The 16,980-nt window shown below is 53.2% G+C and carries 13 protein-coding genes; 7 read left to right on the top strand and 6 right to left on the bottom strand.

Annotated features, from left to right (window positions below; translation table 11 throughout):
- Positions 1-231: 231 nt before the first annotated feature.
- Complete coding sequence (locus tag VGJ94_00240) at positions 232-1,293, bottom strand: Fic family protein (GenBank protein ID HEY3275020.1); 1,062 nt, start codon at positions 1,291-1,293, stop codon at positions 232-234.
- A 1,099-nt stretch (positions 1,294-2,392) separates the two neighbouring features.
- Here VGJ94_00240 and VGJ94_00235 point away from each other — a divergent pair.
- The 4 genes from VGJ94_00235 to VGJ94_00220 all read left to right on the top strand — a co-directional run bounded on the left by VGJ94_00235 (position 2,393) and on the right by VGJ94_00220 (position 7,135).
- The gene (locus VGJ94_00235; protein ID HEY3275019.1) at positions 2,393-3,289 is read left to right on the top strand and encodes a MipA/OmpV family protein; all 897 of its coding nucleotides are present in this window, start codon (positions 2,393-2,395) and stop codon (positions 3,287-3,289) included.
- A gap of 405 nt (positions 3,290-3,694) precedes the next feature.
- Positions 3,695-6,478 carry a hypothetical protein gene (locus VGJ94_00230; protein HEY3275018.1) on the top strand — a complete coding sequence of 928 codons (2,784 nt, stop codon included), beginning with the start codon at positions 3,695-3,697 and terminating at the stop codon, positions 6,476-6,478.
- Entirely contained in the window at positions 6,475-6,690 is a 216-nt protein-coding gene (locus VGJ94_00225) for a hypothetical protein (GenBank protein HEY3275017.1), read from the top strand. Before VGJ94_00230 ends, VGJ94_00225 begins: the two co-directional genes overlap by 4 nt.
- Positions 6,691-6,742: 52 nt before the next feature.
- Positions 6,743-7,135, top strand: a complete 393-nt coding sequence (locus VGJ94_00220; protein HEY3275016.1) for a SemiSWEET family transporter — start codon at positions 6,743-6,745, stop codon at positions 7,133-7,135.
- 76 nt (positions 7,136-7,211) lie between these two features.
- Here the strand turns inward: VGJ94_00220 and glgX are convergent, their stop codons facing one another.
- The 4 genes from glgX to VGJ94_00200 form a co-directional block, all read right to left on the bottom strand.
- The gene (gene glgX, locus VGJ94_00215; protein ID HEY3275015.1) at positions 7,212-9,314 is read right to left on the bottom strand and encodes a glycogen debranching protein GlgX; all 2,103 of its coding nucleotides are present in this window, start codon (positions 9,312-9,314) and stop codon (positions 7,212-7,214) included.
- Positions 9,315-9,747: 433 nt separating this feature from the next.
- Complete coding sequence (locus VGJ94_00210) at positions 9,748-10,713, bottom strand: DUF2950 domain-containing protein (GenBank protein ID HEY3275014.1); 966 nt, start codon at positions 10,711-10,713, stop codon at positions 9,748-9,750.
- Between the two features lie 12 nt (positions 10,714-10,725).
- Positions 10,726-11,958 carry a DUF3300 domain-containing protein gene (locus tag VGJ94_00205; GenBank protein ID HEY3275013.1) on the bottom strand — a complete coding sequence of 411 codons (1,233 nt, stop codon included), beginning with the start codon at positions 11,956-11,958 and terminating at the stop codon, positions 10,726-10,728.
- Positions 11,955-12,143: a hypothetical protein gene (locus VGJ94_00200; protein HEY3275012.1), complete on the bottom strand. Its 189-nt coding sequence runs from the start codon at positions 12,141-12,143 to the stop codon at positions 11,955-11,957. Before VGJ94_00200 ends, VGJ94_00205 begins: the two co-directional genes overlap by 4 nt.
- A gap of 673 nt (positions 12,144-12,816) precedes the next feature.
- On the opposite strand from VGJ94_00200, the gene VGJ94_00195 reads away from it, so the two are divergent.
- Positions 12,817-13,278: a cache domain-containing protein gene (locus VGJ94_00195; protein ID HEY3275011.1), complete on the top strand. Its 462-nt coding sequence runs from the start codon at positions 12,817-12,819 to the stop codon at positions 13,276-13,278.
- 92 nt (positions 13,279-13,370) lie between these two features.
- Positions 13,371-13,874 carry a response regulator gene (locus tag VGJ94_00190; protein HEY3275010.1) on the top strand — a complete coding sequence of 168 codons (504 nt, stop codon included), beginning with the start codon at positions 13,371-13,373 and terminating at the stop codon, positions 13,872-13,874.
- 110 nt (positions 13,875-13,984) lie between these two features.
- Here the strand turns inward: VGJ94_00190 and VGJ94_00185 are convergent, their stop codons facing one another.
- The gene (locus tag VGJ94_00185; GenBank protein HEY3275009.1) at positions 13,985-15,511 is read right to left on the bottom strand and encodes a class II fructose-bisphosphate aldolase; all 1,527 of its coding nucleotides are present in this window, start codon (positions 15,509-15,511) and stop codon (positions 13,985-13,987) included.
- 437 nt (positions 15,512-15,948) lie between these two features.
- Here VGJ94_00185 and VGJ94_00180 point away from each other — a divergent pair, with 437 nt between their 5' ends.
- Complete coding sequence (locus VGJ94_00180; GenBank protein ID HEY3275008.1) at positions 15,949-16,833, top strand: HD domain-containing phosphohydrolase; 885 nt, start codon at positions 15,949-15,951, stop codon at positions 16,831-16,833.
- Positions 16,834-16,980 lie beyond the last annotated feature (147 nt).

The following is a 16,980-nucleotide window of genomic DNA, read 5'->3' as shown; positions in this document are numbered from 1 at the left end:
GCAGGCGTACACTCGTACGTTGAGGTCACAAGCGCAGCCAGAGTGCCACAGATAGGGTTTTCTCCCCGTGCCTCCATCCACTCACTCAAAGAACCAAGATTGAAGTGAATTTGTCTCGTCCCAGGAACTGATGGCTGTGCGTTCTCTTTTCGGGCAATAAATCGCTAACGTATATTAATGGCTATATCCTATTATGTGCGATTATATTCTTATTGGGCAGCGTTATGTAGCTTACAGCTTTCTATATCTCGTTCCTCTCCCCATTCCAATCCGTTCGATTTTCCGGAGTGTGACCAATCTCTTGAGGGCCTGGAGTACTGTTGGTCTCACTATCTTTGTCTCGCGGCAAATCTCAAGGGGCGTTGCTTCCGGCACCTTTTGTAAATAGTTCCACACTTCCAGTTGTTTTGGTGAAAACAGTTTCTCCACGTCCTCGCCTTCAAGAAGCGTAATAGCCATTTCGGATTGTTTAAGCAACATATCCAGGAAGAAATTGAGCCAGGGAAAGATATTCTCGGTCTTTTTCCCAAAAGTCTTCTGGCTTTTGACAAGGGCAAGATAGTAGTTGTTCTTGTTATCTTCAATCAATTTTTCATGGGACACGTAGGGTATAAAGGCATACCCTTCCTTGAGCAAAAGCAAGTTGGTGAGAATACGGGAGACTCTTCCATTGCCATCCTGAAAAGGATGGATGTTGAGGAACTCTACCAGGAAGTTGCCGATCACGAGAAGAGGATGATATTTCTTCGCCTCGAGCGCCTGCTCGGCCCAATCCATGAGCTCCTGCATTTCCTTGGGAGTAAGGAAAGCTTTGGTCGGCTCAAACACGATACCGATACTTTTGCCGTTTTGATCGAACATTTCGACAGTGTTCTCGATCTTCTTGTAATCTCCTCGATGCCTCTGGTCCTTCCCGACATATTTGAGAAGTTGGTTATGAAAATGCTTCACCGTACTTTCGCTGAATTTTATCGACTTCCAGGGATCGAACACGTTATGAAGCAGTTCGTAATATCCCTGCACTTCCTGTGAGTCCCTGTCGGTGAACTTCTTCGTGGTCACGCCCTGCATCAACTTTTCAATTTCCTTGTCGGTGAGCTTGACGCCCTCAATGCGAGTAGAAGCCCCGGTGGAAGTGACCAAAACAGACCGCTTCAGGCGACCCAAAGTTTGAGGGTTAATTTGCAGCCCGCCAATCCAGCGCCCTTTGATCTCATCGATCCTGGCGATCTTGGATAAAACCTCTGAAGGGAGACGGGACAGTCTTTTGTCAAAGCGGTCAATTCTGGCCATGGGTTTTATTATATAGTTAGCTATATCTGATTATATTCTATTGTATATATTGTGTCAACCGGCCAAAGCTACACTCAACCGGTTCAAGAGCTGATAATCCAGAGGGCACCACCCCGCATAGTACCGACAGAAAGTCTAGCGGTTCAAGCCTCGAATTACGCAACCTCTACTTTATTCACGATTTAATGTCTGACTCTGAAAGCCTCTCGGTCGCAGATTTTGTGGCTAAATTTATCCTATTTTAATTAGAAAGTTGGCAAAACCTATTCGTTCTCTTGAAATCGTTTTTTGGAATGATATTATCGGAATATGATCGATATACCGACTGTTATAGTTTTAGGCGCTGGAGCGAGCCATCCCCACGGATATCCCACGGGGGCTGAATTGCTATCCGATATTTGTTCACATTTCCGTTAAGAATTCAAAGTTTATGGCTCAAAGCGGATAGCAATTTTTCTACGGGCTGCGTTTGTGAAGAATAGAGCAGAGGGTTTTACTAATTATCTTAAGAAATCAAATACCCCTTCAGAAGATAGGACTAAAGGGTCAGACGCGTTGTATTTCCATGCCTAATTGTTTCTGAGCTTTCTTTATTTCCTGTTCCAGGCATCGAAGAGTTCGCTCCATTTCCTTATTCAAAAGGGATTTGGGGCAACTTTCCAAGCGCCCTTTGTTTCTTCACTTTAATTTTATCATTGTCGCTAAATCGTGTATTTTCTCTCCTTTGTAAGGGTGACGGACAACGGCCGAATCGGGGGGGCCGGCTCGGCCTGAGACGCCCCCCCTAGTTCCCCCCCACAAGCGATTATCTCTTGGAAAACAAAAAAACTGCCGGCAAGGGGCGTCAAGCAATTGCAAACAGCATACATGACCAAGGTTTCCCGCAGTCAGTTATCAGCATACTGAAGCGAGCGACCACTGTCCGATATCGGTTGAAATACAGATGTAGGACTGGACAGTTACACTCCTGCAAACCGTCATGTTTTTGCAGGAAGGGAAGAATTATCTCCTGACAGGAAACCCTCTGATGGGTGACCCCACTTCCCTCCCCGATCGAATTGGTGATGAGGAAGAAAATCATGATCAGGCTCTTGAAAAGATGGCCACACCGACATATGTTGTGGGCATCAGCGGCAGGATACCCGAGATGAATAAATTTCACTGGAGGTACTCTATGAAGTATGTAGCGAAAATTGTGCTTTTGTCTTTATTCGCGATACTGGCCCTGACTCCCGGTGTTTTGCGCGCCCAACAGGCTGCCTTCGAGGTTGACAATGCCCCGACGATTGTCGGGATTTTAGTGGGAGCCGCGCCCGACTACTTGGGATCCAAGAACTACAAGGGCGTTGCCGCGCCGTTCCTTAAGTATACGCTGCCCGGGTCTAACCAGTACCTCTTGTTGCGTGGCACCGAGCTTTCCCTCAATATCGTCGATCATCCTGTATTCCGCTTAGGACCGGTACTCAATTATCGTCCTGAGCGATCGAACGTGGAAAATGACCAGGTTGACAGGATGACGAAGATCGATTCGGCCATTGAAGGCGGTGCTTATCTAGGATTCGAGTTTATCGACCCAGGCAACCCGAGATGCCGCCTCCTCACCACTCTGACATGGACCGCCGACATGAGCGGTGCCTATAATGGCTGGCTCGTCACGGGGCTCGTAAGGGGATGGTGGGCTATGGCCAAAAACTGGGATGTCGGTTTGGGCATCAGCAGTACTTATGGCGATAGTGCGTACACGAGCAGGTACTTCGGCGTGGACGTGACCGACGCATTCCTCTCCGGGCTCCCACGCCATAATGCGAGCGCTGGTTTCAGAGATGTTTCTGCCACTCCTGCAATCGTCTATCATCTGAACCAAAACTGGCACATCGCGGGCGGTGTCCGCTACATGCGGCTTCTGGGAGATGCCGCCAACAGCCCGGTGGTCGATAACGTAGGTTCGAAGGACCAGTGGGTAATGGGCGCGGGAGTCCTCTACAGCTGGAGATAAAAAAAGCTCTCTTTCCTGATGCCGGTCGTCAGGGAAAACCCAAGGGGTCGGCCCTTGAATTTTGAACGATTGGAATCTCTTGCTTGGCCCCTGGCCTCTTCGGTTCTCGCAAGTCAAAATCAAGGGGTCATGCTGACACAAGGACACTTCGTATTCTCTCATCAATGTATTTCAATAAGATTCTGTCGTCTATCCTCCGCTTCAAATGAACCCTCCCGTGGTATCCCAGGAGCATTATCGGGTACCACCGCTCGGAAGAGAGAAGATAAAACAATTGCCGCCCCCGGTTTATTGTATTGCGCCCATATAGTGACTAACTAATATTATAGAGTTGAAGGCACGGCAGGTAGAGAGAGGAAACTGACCACCGCAAAGTAATTTGCGAAGGGACAGAAGAAGAACATTATGAACAATACAATCACATTCAAAAACGCCGAGAAAGAAAGACTCACTGAAAACCGTGAGGGCCGGGCCCGGTGGAAGAAATGGGGGCCTTACCTGAGCGAACGACAGTGGGGCACGGTGCGTGAAGACTATAGCGAAGACGGGGATGCCTGGAACTTCTTTACCCACGACCAGGCCCGTTCCAGGGCATACCGTTGGGGCGAAGACGGGTTGGGAGGGATTTCCGACGACAAACAAAGGCTCTGCTTTGCCTTTGCATTATGGAACGGCAAGGACCCGATCCTCAAGGAGCGCCTCTTCGGACTTACGAACAGCGAAGGGAACCACGGCGAGGACGTGAAAGAGTACTACTTCTACCTGGACAGCACCCCCACCCACTCTTACATGAAATACCTCTACAAGTACCCCCAGTCGGCCTACCCCTACGACGATCTTGTGGAGACAAACAGGCGACGGAGCCGGGAGGAATCTGAATACGAGCTCCTCGATACGGGGGTCTTCAACGGTAACCGCTACTTCGACGTATTCGTGGAGTATGCCAAAGCCGCTCCGGAAGATATCCTGGTCAGGATCACGGCCGTCAACCGCGGACCGGAAGCGGCCGAACTGCACTTACTGCCGACCCTGTGGTTCCGTAATGATTGGTCCCCATGGATCGCCGAATCCAACAGATCCCCGGAGAAACCAAACCTGAAGGAGATCGGGGGAGCTGTGGGGACGAGCGCGGTCGCGGGATCCCATCCCTTGCTCGGGGAAATCATCCTTTCCTGCGAAGGCGAGGTGCCGCTGCTCTTTACCGAAAACGAGACGAACCACGAGCGGCTTTTCCCGGGCCAAAAGAACGTGAGCCCCTACCTCAAGGACGGTATCAATAACTGCGTGGTAGAGGGTAATCAGGGCGCGGTGAATCCGGAAAAACGGGGTACCAAGGTTGCGGCCCACTATCGTATGGTAGTGGAATCCGGCCAATCTGCGGCGGTGCGGCTCCGTCTGACCGCGCGTGAAGATACCGGGCAAGGCGAGACTGCCAAAAGCGCTGCTGCGCCCTTCGGGCCGGAATTCGACATGACCGTGGCGGCAAGGGTGCAGGAAGCGGACGAGTTCTATCGCTCTGTAACCCCGCCCTCGGTCTCTCCGGACGCGGCCGGCGTCATGCGCCAGGCCATCGCCGGCATGCTCTGGACTAAGCAGTTCTTCTTCTTCGACGGTGACACCTGGCTGGACGAGCACCACTCCAACCCCCTCTATTCCGGATACCGTGACGCCCGGAACTCGGAGTGGTTCCACATGCTGAACGAGGACATCATCTCCATGCCCGACAAGTGGGAATATCCCTGGTACGCGGCATGGGACCTGGCCTTCCACACCCTTCCCCTCTCGATCGTCGATCCCGACTTCGCCAAGGAGCAGATGAACCTCATGCTTAACGGCGTATACCTGCACCCCAACGGCCAGATGCCCGCCTACGAGTGGAACTTCAGCGACGTGAACCCCCCGGTCCACGCCTTTGCGACACTCTTCCTGCACCGCACCGAACAGGCCCTGCGCGGCGAGACGGATCTCGATTTCCTCAGGATGACGTTCAACAAGCTGCTCTTGAACTTCACCTGGTGGGTAAACCGCAAGGACCGTTTCGGCAAGAACATATTCGAGGGGGGCTTCCTTGGCCTCGATAACATCGGCGTCTTCGACCGCAGTGCCCCACTGCCCACCGGCGGCCACCTGGAGCAGGCAGACGGCACGGCGTGGATGGCTCTCTTCAGCCAGAATATGGCTGAGCTCGCGATAGAGCTTGCCGCCCTCGACCCCATCTACGAGGACATGGTCGCGAAGTTCACCGAGCACTTCCACTATATCGCCAGGGCTATGAACCGGGCCGGGGAGGACGGCATGTGGGACGAGGAAGACGGGTTCTACTATGACCTCTTAAGATTTCCCGACGGCAGCGCGATAAGGCTCAAGGTGCGCTCGATGGTGGGGCTCCTGCCAATCTGTGCCACGACAGTGATCGAGAAGTGGCAGCGGGAGAGCATCCCGGGGACGATGATTGACCTCGCGAAAAGGATGCGCCGCATACCCGAACTCTTCGAGACCGTTCACCCCACCGGTCCGGGTCACTACGGGGTGGCCGAGCGGGGAATCCTGGCCCTGATCAACCCGGAACGCTTGCGCCGGATCCTCACGAAGATGCTCGACGAGGGCGAGTTCCTGAGCCCTTACGGCATCCGCTCGCTCTCGAAGTTCCACGAGCAGCACCCCTGCGTCCTGTACGCAGACGGCCGGGAGTATCGGGTGGACTACCTGCCGGCAGAGTCCAACACGGGTATGTTCGGCGGCAACTCCAACTGGCGCGGACCGATCTGGATGCCGGTAAATGCCATGATCATCAGGGCACTCCTCAATTTCTATTTGTACTACGGGGACAACTTCAAGATAGAATGCCCGACCGGCTCGGGCAATATGATGAACCTTTTCGAGGTGAGCAAGGAGATTGCAGACAGGCTCGCCCGGATTTTCTTACGGGACGGGCAGGGCCGGCGACCGGTGTTTGGTGACACGGAGAAGTTCCAGACCGACCCCTACTGGCGCGACAACATTCTTTTTTACGAGTATTTCCATGGTGACAACGGAGCGGGGCTCGGCGCAAGCCACCAGACGGGCTGGACCGGGCTCGTGGCCAAGTTTATCCAGCTTTTCGGTGTTCTCGATCCTCAAAAGTTGCTCGAGGCCGGCAAGGGTGCGGCATTCGTTCGTGGAAAATCGTCAGACAAGGCGGAGAAATGAATCCATGGCCGAAATACCCTGTTATCCATGAAATAAAATATGAGTCCGGCCGGAGGATAAAGGAGCGCAGGGAGAGAAGAAACCTGAAAATTTCTCAACCCACCGCCATCATGCCCGTGCTCGGGCGTGCTGCCGGCATGAAGACGGTTCGGAGCGGGAATACCCAACTCTCCGCGCCCGTAGCGCCCCATGCCGGAAAGATCGCGGCCTGACAATCGAGTCAGTCAGGATACACGAAAAGAGCCGCTTAGTGAGGAGGCGCGTATGGGCCGATTGGACATTATGAAGCTGGCCGGCATCGTACTGAGCGTTGTCGTGCTCTATGGCTGTGAGGGCCTGATTCCACGCGATACCGCGAGCTTGCTCGTTCCCAGGTTTTACCGGTCGGAGGTCTTTGGTTTTCTGGCGGGGTTGGGTACTACCTTTGCAGCTGTACCGGACTTGGTGGCGATGCTCAGACGTCGGTCAAGTATGGGAGTGAAACCGAGAATGGCGGCAATCATGTGTGTCTTTCAGATTTTCTGGATCTACTATGGTTTGCTGATTGTTTCGCGACCGGTGGTGGTATGGAACGTGATCGCGGTGTGCATCAATTTCCTGACCGTTGCGGCGTACTTTCGGTTCTCCCGCAGGGAAAAAAAGGGGTTAAAGGAATAGAAAGGGTCCATCCGTACTACTATCCTCAGTGCCGGCAGGACTTTCAAAAGATCCCCGAAAAGGCCGGGTTTCCGGCTCAACGGGTCCCGGCGTTTCGACGCATGCTCGAGAGAAGCACCACGGAGCGGGACTGCACGGGATAGGTCATCCCCCGGACCACGGGGGCGTCAGCCCAGCCGCATACATCGTCCGGCGGGTTGAGGTATGTATCGATAAGCTTTTGCCAGGGGCCGAAATCGACTCCGGCGGGGGGTATCTCGAAATACAGCTGCCCCCAGTACGCGTTTACCATGAGATGGAGTAGCACCTTTCCTTCCGAGATGGCGGCTGTGGCGGCTAATGTGTGAGAGTCGGGGCTCCAATCCGGGGAATCGAGGGTGACACCGTGCCACTGGATCGGCTGCCGGCTGAGCAGTTCGTTCAATGTCATGACGAGGCGTTCCGCAGAGAGCTCGCGGCTCTGGCGAAGGGCGATCATCTTTTTACAGAAGCGGTGAATGTCCCCATGCCTGGTGAGAAGCGTCCAATCAAGCCAACTGGTCTCATTGTCCTGGCAGTATGCGTTGTTGTTGCCTCCCTGAGTGCGCCGCATCTCGTCGCCCATGAGCAGCATGGGGGTTCCCACGGAAAAGAGGGTCAGGGCGAGAAAATTTTTCACCTGTCTGTTTCGGAGCGTCTCTATCTCCAGGTTGTCGGTGGGGCCCTCGATGCCGCAATTCCAACTGAGATTGTGGTCGGCTCCATCCCGGTTCTTTTCCCTGTTGGCTTCGTTGTGCTTACCGTTGTAGGAGACGAGGTCGTTAAGCGTGAAACCGTCATGGCACGTGACGAAATTGACGCTCTGCTCCGGTTCGCGTTCCTCGTGCCGGTAAATATCCGGGCTCCCTGAGATCCGGTACGCTACGGTCCTCGCTGCTCCATTGTCGCCTTTGAGAAAAGCTCGGATGTCATCCCTGAACTTGCCGTTCCATTCCTTCCAACTGTCGCCGATGAAACTGCCAACCTGGTAGAGGCCTGCAGCATCCCACGCTTCCGCGATCAGCTTGGCGTTGGCAAGCACCGGATCGGACTCGATATCCCAGAGGACCGGGGGAGACGCCATGGGGCGGCCGTCCCTGTCGCGCGATAGGATCGACGCCAGGTCAAACCGGAAGCCATCCACGTGCATCTGCTGAACCCAATAGCGAAGGCTATCGACGATCATCCTCCGGCAGACGGACTCATTTGCGTTCAGAGAATTGCCGCACCCGGTGTAGTCGGCGTAGGAAGCCTTATTTTTGTCGAGGATGTAGTAGGTTTCGTTCGCAAACCCTCTGAAGCAGAACGTCGGACCGTCACGTCCCCCCTCTGCGGTATGGTTGTATACCACGTCCAGCAAGACTTCGATGCCTGCCCGGTGCAGGGCCTTGACCATGTCCCGGAACTCATCGAGCACGCCCACCGGATCTTTGCGGGAACCGTAGCCCCCATGGGGCGAAAAGAAGGAAACAGGTGAGTATCCCCAGTAATTTTCCAGACCGGGAGTGGCGTCCTGCGCGTCAAAGCTGAAGATGGGCAGGAGTTCGACCGCGTTCACTCCCAGATCCTTCAGGTATGGGATCTTTTCGATCAGTCCCCGATATGTGCCACGCAGCTCGGGCGCCACCCCGGAGCTGGGGTGTCTCGTGAACCCGCCCACGTGCACCTCGTAAAGAACCGTTTTTGTGAAGGGCCTGCGTAATAGGACATCTCCTTCCCAATCATAGGCGCTGAGGTCGGCGACCACGCTCTTCATTGCCCATGCAGTGTTATCTCCCGGTTTCCGAGCCGCATCGCGGCTATACCCCGCCGGGCTGGCAACATATCTCCCGTAGGGGTCGAGCAAGACCTTATTCGGGTCGAAACGGAGCCCAAGTTCCGGAGCATAGGGACCCTGCACCTTGTAGGCATAGTGCTGACCCCTGGTGATTCCGGGCACAAACACATGCCAGTAATGGTAAATCCGATTTCTGTGGCGGTCCAGTTCGATCACGCAGGACGGTTTCGCATCATCCACGTGATCGAAAAGAAGCAGGTGAACCGCGGCACTCCCTTTCGAAAACACGCTGAAGTTCACGCCTTCAGGGTATATAGTGGCGCCGAGAGGAAAACTCAAACCTCGGATCGAAGGCGAAGCGTCATTCAGGGAATGCGTTCTCATATCTCCACGGATTATTCATGTGTCCTGTTCGTGCACGCAGAAAGCCATACTTATCACAATCCCGAGGTACGGCTCGTCAGCTCCTTCTCAAGTCGAAACTTATGCGATCGGCTGACCGGATATTTCTTTAACGCCAGGCATCCTCCTTTTGCCTCCTTCCTGCGAAAAACTCCTCCGGAGCAAAAAAGATGTCTGCTGCGAGATCGGCTGACCGGAAGAGCCCGGAAAAGACTCCGGGATTGACTCACCATCTCTAATCGCTTAGATTACAATACTCTTTGACGGCCATTGGTCCTAACATAAACAGACAGAGAGGAGGTATCAATAGGGCTTTGGTCCTATATGCCGGGGCGACAGTCAGGAGACCAGAGACGGCCTTCTTCTCTTTCTCTGTCTCGGCGCGTTCCTCCTCCTGCCGTTAACGTTTCACTGATCACCGATCTTCACCTTCCACCTTCTTCCATCCCGGGTCCGGGTCAAAGAGCCCGATGGCGCCGGCAATTTTTGCTGTCTCTTTTCCCAAATCTTTTTGATAGACAATACCATCGTGGTTGACGATAAAGGTCATGACGCCGGAAACATCGTATTGTGCCGGGTATGCGATCAAGCCGAAGCCCCCGATCATCTTTCCATTAAGTACGTAGTCGTATGCTCCACCCGGAGCATTTTTCCCCTGGCCCTTCAGGATTTTGAAATAATACCCATGGTACGGGATGGGTTTATTGTTTGTTTTCTTATAACCTTCCCGGGTTGCCCTGGCTACAAAATCACCAAGGGGGCTTTCCTCCTGGCCTGGTTTCGCCTCCCAGTAAAGGCCGTCCTTCGTGCCGGACGTGCTTACAATTTTCTGTGCGTATTCCAGGAGGCCATCGTTCTCACGGCCTTTAACCGCGTATTCTCTTTGTGCGTCAACATATGCCAGACAGGTCTGGATGGTGTCAAGTTCGTTCCTTCCCACGCGACGGTTGATGAGTTCTTCCTTGCCTTTCTTCGTGTCAAAGAACCACCTCTTGCCTTTTTTCACGATTGGAATGGGAAAGGGCCACTCTTCGACGCCTACCTGAAGGACAGTTTTCGCGTCGCCATCTCTCACCAGGGCATTCTTCACCTCGTATGCGTTAAGGAACCGCTCCATCGCTGCCTTGTCCTGCACCGCGTCGCCGGAACCGAGGACTTCTTTCCCCGCGGGGCCAAAAATAGCGTTCAGCCCTTTGAGATTGTCCGCCTTGACTGCACCGATCAAAGCCTTCACCGCTTCTTCGGGGGAAGCAAAAGTCTTTTGTCCGGCTTGTGCTGCGTGACCCTGCAAGGGTAGAGCCAACAGTGCAATCGATAGGGCAACAACAATGCGGCACGCAAAGGCCGGTATCCACTTTTCTCTATGCATAGGTGAGTTCATAGTCTTCCCTCCTTATCTTCTTCGGCCGCCGCCACCGCCGCCGCCGCCACGTGCCCCACCGCCGGCACCGCCTCGCTGCATGGTTTGTGGGGAAGACCTGCTTTGACGGCTTGCCTGCCCGCGACTGCTGTCCATTCTTGTGGTGCTGCCCCTATCCATGCCACCGAAGGCGCTCTGCCTTCCTCCACTCTGCATCGTCGAAGGACCCGGGCTTCCGCCACGGCCCGAAGCCTGTCCCCCACGGTCCATGGTTCCCGGTCGGGCGCCGGCACCGGCCGGCTGTGGGGATGTGCCTCCTGCGCCGCGGCCGGTCTTCCCTCGATAGGCTTCCCGGCTCTGTATGCCTTGCGCCGACCCGGCCCGGTTGTATTTTCCTGCCGTGGCCTGGTCGCGATAGGCAACGCCTTTCCGGTGGCCGGCATCATGCTTCCATTGTCCCTGGCCGGCCTGGCCTTTCCCCTGGTATTGGCTCGCATACTTGCTGCGGTTAATGTTGTTGTTGAGACTGCTATTTTGATTGACATTGACATTAACATCGCCTCCGTGCCAGTTGGCGTTACCCCACGCGTAACCCCATGCCGCGCCTACGGCAGCGCCGGCCATAAAGGAAAAGGCGGCCGTGGTGGCCACATATCCCGGGGGATAGACAGGAGCCGGCGGATAGGCCGGGTATGGCCATGCGCCATACACCACGGTCGGGTTATAGGTGGGTACATAGATAACCTGTGGGCTTGCAGGTTCTATAATGATGGTCTCTTGCTCCACTTTGACGACGTGCTCTTTGGTCGTTTTCAGATTGCCCGCCGACTGCGCCTTTGCCCGAAGTGTCTGGACGGTTCCCATAACATCCTTCTCCTGCGCGAGGAATGCATCGCCCAATTTCTGCGTCCAGTCGATTTTGTCGCTCATCATAGACAGGACTTCGGGAAAGTTCACCAGGGACTTGACACTCGGATCCCAGGGCTGAGCTTCAAGGCCTTTTGCCAAAGAGTCGCCTTTCACACTTTTATTCTGCTTTGCCCACCGATCAGCCTGGACGATCTCAAGTGGATATGTGGACGCCATCAGTACCTGGGTAAGAAGGGAATCCGGGTAAAGGGCAATGGGGGCCAGGATCTGTTCAAGCTCTTCGGCCTTGAATACTTTTGACGGCTGAGTCTCCTGGGAGTACGAACAGGGGGGCACAACCAGGGTCGTGATACAGGCAAATACCAACAGAATCAAGTAACTTTTATTCTTTTTCATGGTTGCTCCTTTCCCCGCTTGACTGACTTATAAAAATCAGATGACTTGCCGAAATCGTTGGCGGTAATCTCCTTCTCCCGGCGTAATGGACAAAAATTTGCAAAAACAGCTCTGTCCGCCATCACTGGTTCCTCGTCTTTCCCCATTTTTTCCATGCAAAAAGTCGCGTTCCAGTTCTTCTTCATGCACAAAATCGTCCACGTTACTCCTTTTGATGGGTTGCGTGTATGCCGGAGATGTAAGACAACTTGCAATGCTTCCTTCTATCCTTAGGGATCACGTCTGCAACTCTTATCCCGTAATATGAGCAGCCATTGCAGGATTATCACTAGGACTTTGGTCCTAGCGCGTATCGGAGGGGTTAATTCGGAAGGGGAAAAACCTAAAGAATCAGACCTTTACTTTTTTTCAATATTCAAGGCCTGATTCTTATGTATTCCCCTTTTCGTTCCGGAGCACTGAAGCTTTGCAGAAGGGTAGATTAGGGCGTCCATAATCGAGATGTCGAATCAAAGAGGTTGAAGGAGGCAATTCACGTTTTGAATTGAGGGAACGAAGAATACTAAGGGTCGGACCTTGAATTTTGAATTATGTGCTTTATTTAGGGGTTCGAGGTCCATCCCTCTGGTTAAACTCATCGCGAAAATAATCTATCAAAGATAGGGAATTCACATTCGATAACATTTGTTTCTTAGAAATAATTCTCCCGCCTTATGCGGCGGCGACTCGTCAATCTCGCAAATGCAATAATTAGAAATTAAATAAAATTTTGTCTTAAGGGAAACTTTTTTTTCCGATAAGAACTTTAAGACCGGATCATCCATTTAAATCACCAAAAAAAACTAATCAGGGGGGAACATGAGAACAATTAGTTTGCGGACGTGCGTACTGGTACTGATGGCGATGTTTTGTGTGGTTTCAATGGGGGCGGCTGCATCGCAGGAAGAGGCGAAGGCTTTGGCGGAGAAAGCGGCCATATTCGCGAAGACTCAGGGCAAAGATAAGGCGCTTGCGGAATTTAACAATCCCAGCGGCCAGTTTACCAAAGGCGAATTATACATATTCGCCAACAACTGGAACGGTGACTGCCTGGCACAGGGAGGAAATCCGAAGCTCGTCGGACAGAATCACCTGGGACTTAAGGATTCGACCGGCAAAGCGTTCATGAAAGAATTTATCGAAGTTGCAAAAACAAAAGGGAGCGGTTGGGTCGTCTATTCCTGGACCAATCCTACGACCAAAAAGATAGGAGCCAAGGCTACCTGGGTACAAAAAGTCGAAGGCGCTGATTACTTTGTCGGCTGCGGCGTGTACAAATAGCTGCTCTCTATTACGGGACACTCGGCTTAACCGAATATCGCGCTCAGAGGCTGAAAACAAAATAGTAAAGTTTAACCATAGGGAGGGACAAATTGGATAATTCCATTTTAAACGGCAAAACAATCCTGGCCGTAGATGATGAACCGGATATCTTGAGTACTCTGGAAGACCTGATCATGGATACCTGCCGGGATGTAAAGATGGACAAAGCGACTAATTTCGAGGATGCACGCATATTGCTTGAATCCAATAAATATGACGTAGTCGTGCTTGACATCATGGGCGTGAGAGGATTCGATCTTCTTGAGATTGCGGTAAAACGGGATTTTAAGGTTGCCATGCTTACCGCGCATGCCTTATCGCCTGAATCATTGAAACGTTCAATAGAATTGAAAGCCAGGGCGTATCTCCCGAAAGAAAAACTTGAGGAGATAGTACCCTTTCTCGAAGACCTGTTAAGACTCGATTATCAGTCGGGTTGGAAGAGGCTTTTCGAGAAACTCCACTGGTTTTTTGCGGATAAATTCGAGACCGACTGGGAGAAGAAGGCGGGCGTTACCTGGCTCGAATCGCCGCATCGGGCTGCCATGGCATAAAATGGCACCACAAGATTACCAGCCGGCTTCGGCCCCCGCGATCCGGGGACCCCGAAGCCGGTATTTTTTCCCGGGAAGCACTTAAGCGCCGGGCGGGAAGTCAGAAAACCCTAGTCTGCCATACCGCTCGTATCTTCCTGAGCCGCTGCAGTAGAGGCGGCGCCTGTCTCTTCCGGAAAGGGGTGATGGAATTCGCGCATTGTCGTATGCTTCGCGATCAGGTCTTTTGTGTCTATTACCCCTAACTGATGGAAAAGAAAGGCGAACTGGTCGTAGAGGTCCTCTGCCACTTTTGCCCTCACCTCTTCCGGCATGGTCCATGTCAGCCATTTGAAAGGCCCTACTGCCTGTTTGCGCGTGCTGTAGGCGAATTGGGCGAAGGTCTTTCCCGCTTTCCAGTCTCCTCTGAACTTGTCGGCCAGAAACTGCTCTATCTCGCACTGGACGCCCTTTACCTTGTAGAGTCCGTTATCGAAGCAGATATTCTGAAAGCCGGTGGCGAGGTGTACCTCCACGGCTTTGTTCTTGGGAAAGAGACTGAAGGCATTATTCGGTAATGTCGATGCCCCGTGCTGAACCGAGCCGGCCCACCCATATTTCCTGCCGAATTCGGTTGCCATCTTCAGTATTTCGAAGGCTATGGAAACGTCTGCCACCGATCCGTCCGGCAACGGCGTGCCTCCGTGGGCGGTGCCATCATTTACGGCTATCTTGCGGATACCCAAGGAGGGGTCGATTCCAAGGCGTTTCATGTTCGCGATAATGCCTTCCCCGTAGGCTTCGAGGTCTTCCTTCCTCGTATTCATCTTCCCGACTTCACCGGTCTCCCCACCCAGCAACACGGTCCAGGGGATTCCCAACTCTTTTTCAAGCGCTCTCACGTCGGCGATCTTTTCGGCGGTTAATCTCGCATTTTCCGCCTGCTGCTCTTCAAAAGAGAGGTGTTCTTCGGTCCTTCGCTCGAAGGGCGACATGTCGAGATCGATAGACCCGAAACCTGCGGCCAGTAAATCGTGAATAAGGCTTCTATGGGCATTTATTTCCTTGGTTGCCGGTGCTCCGCCTTCTCTTACCGGACCGGCCTTTAACTGCACGTGGTCGCCCTGGAGGAACAGGGGGCCTTCAAAACCTTCGAGCATTGCCGCGGCTTGAAGGACTGCCGCATATTCCGCGGGGCTTTGGTTCGTGTAGCCCATTTCCGAACGGGCGATCTCGGCGATGACTGCTCCGACTTTATTATCCCTGGCAGCCCCGAGTAGGGCCCTCGCCGTATCTAATGACCCTGCGCGAATATTAACAGCGGGAAAGGACATTTCTCTGTCTAGCCGGCCTTCGGCAATCGCCACGTACGCTTCCTGTGGTGAAGCCAGCTTCACGTTCAGCTGCTGCGCTGCCTCGACTATTATCCATCTCGATAATGACTGCACGTCCGGCGGAGCGCTTCTGCCGCCGAAATCGGCCGCATTGGCTGCCAGCGTGGGCAAGGCGTCCCTGAAGGCATCCACATTATCGATCTGAAGGCTGCCTTTACTAACGGTTGCGCCCTTCAAGCCGTCCCTTATCAGATCGGTTCTGCTTGCATATACCTTTATTGCTGATGTGTGATGGACCATTTTCATGCCACTTCTCGCCGCCATTTTTCCCTCCTTGGACCGTATTGGAAAGCTGATCGGAATCGTTTCAGGGTATATGGATATGAATAACGCAGAAAGAAGAAAGTATCAATAATGAAAATACCTATTTTAAAGTTACGGTGAATTTCGATTACGTCGAAAAAAGCACGGGGGTTAGCCCTGTACACGGGACAATTGCTCTACCGCCTATTTCCCTTAGGATAAGCCCGGGTTGTCTTTATACAAATCCATTTTCTGCCGATAATGTCATGGGGAAATTATGAAGGTGAGGTCGTCCTGGAAGACACTCCCGGAGGGGGAGGGCACACGGCCACGGCGCGGGGATCGTTGCAGTGTCGCGCGGTGTGGAGATAAGATCATTTCGCTGGGGAAGAAACAGGGTATATACAGGCATTCATTTCGTGGAAGACGTCAATTAAGGAATGGTGGGGCGCATATTTATGGAAAAACATGACCTGAAGGCGTGGAATGAAGAGCTTGAGATGTATGTCCAGCAGCAGACGATCGAGCTGACCCGGCAGAACCAGGAGTACGAGTTGCTCTATAAGAAAATGAAGAGCGGCTTCAAAGATTTCACCATTACCATATCCAATCTTATTGAGCTCAGGGATAAATCGATGGCCAGCCACTCGAATGACGTCGCCATGTTCTCCCATGGTTTGGCACGGAAAATGGGGCTCGACGACGGGGACACGGAAACGGTGGCGGTGTCTGCCCAACTTCACGATATCGGCAAGATCGGCATCTCGGACTCGGTGCTCTTCAAGGATGTGGAAGAGATGGCCCCTTATGAGTGGGAAGAATATAAAACCCATCCCGTACGGGGACAGACGGCGCTCACCTCCAATGAGATTTTAAGAGAATCCGGCTTCCTGATCCGACACCATCATGAGGCGTTTGATGGGAGAGGGTTTCCCGACGGCCTGAAAGGGGATGCCATACCACTCGGCTCCCGGATCATTGCCATCGCCGACAGATATGACAGACTACTCCTCACTCGCACACCCGGGAAGGCACTTGAGGAGATGCGGTCTTTTTCCGGAACCCATTTCGACCCGGAGATCCTGTCTTTCTTTCGGGAAAGCGCAAGAGAGATCACCCGGGCGGACACATTCAAAGATCGGGCAATGGAATCGGAATTTCATCCCGAGGACCTCATGCCGGAGATGATAACATCCAGGGATGTAAAAAGTGGGACCGGCCTTCTGCTCATCAGTAAAGGGATAGTCCTGAACCCCCGGAAGATTGATTCCCTGCGGAGGCACTACCGGCTCGATCCTCCCAGGACGGGGGTTTACGTCTGGGTGGAGAGCAAAAGTATATAGAAAGAATCAGGAGGAGGGGCAGACCCCTCTCCCTCGCCTCCACCCAAGCAGTCAGTCGATCTCATCCCCCGATCAAAGGTAACCTTGAATTCAGGGCCATCCCCTTTACCCTGTTTATGCGTGCGCCACCTTTACTTCCGGGGTTAC

Source organism: Syntrophorhabdaceae bacterium, assembly GCA_036504895.1.
Lineage (GTDB): Bacteria > Desulfobacterota > Syntrophorhabdia > Syntrophorhabdales > Syntrophorhabdaceae > PNOM01.
This window is presented reverse-complemented; position numbering and strand designations above follow the sequence as displayed.

Coding starts and splice junctions, on each gene's coding strand:
- VGJ94_00240 (HEY3275020.1), bottom strand. CDS start 1,293: ATGGCCAGAATTGACCGCTTTGACAAAAGACTGTCCCGTCTCCCTTCA.
- VGJ94_00235 (HEY3275019.1), top strand. CDS start 2,393: ATGGCCACACCGACATATGTTGTGGGCATCAGCGGCAGGATACCCGAG.
- VGJ94_00230 (HEY3275018.1), top strand. CDS start 3,695: ATGAACAATACAATCACATTCAAAAACGCCGAGAAAGAAAGACTCACT.
- VGJ94_00225 (HEY3275017.1), top strand. CDS start 6,475: ATGAATCCATGGCCGAAATACCCTGTTATCCATGAAATAAAATATGAG.
- VGJ94_00220 (HEY3275016.1), top strand. CDS start 6,743: ATGGGCCGATTGGACATTATGAAGCTGGCCGGCATCGTACTGAGCGTT.
- glgX (HEY3275015.1), bottom strand. CDS start 9,314: ATGAGAACGCATTCCCTGAATGACGCTTCGCCTTCGATCCGAGGTTTG.
- VGJ94_00210 (HEY3275014.1), bottom strand. CDS start 10,713: ATGAACTCACCTATGCATAGAGAAAAGTGGATACCGGCCTTTGCGTGC.
- VGJ94_00205 (HEY3275013.1), bottom strand. CDS start 11,958: ATGAAAAAGAATAAAAGTTACTTGATTCTGTTGGTATTTGCCTGTATC.
- VGJ94_00200 (HEY3275012.1), bottom strand. CDS start 12,143: ATGAAGAAGAACTGGAACGCGACTTTTTGCATGGAAAAAATGGGGAAA.
- VGJ94_00195 (HEY3275011.1), top strand. CDS start 12,817: ATGAGAACAATTAGTTTGCGGACGTGCGTACTGGTACTGATGGCGATG.
- VGJ94_00185 (HEY3275009.1), bottom strand. CDS start 15,511: ATGGCGGCGAGAAGTGGCATGAAAATGGTCCATCACACATCAGCAATA.
- VGJ94_00180 (HEY3275008.1), top strand. CDS start 15,949: ATGGAAAAACATGACCTGAAGGCGTGGAATGAAGAGCTTGAGATGTAT.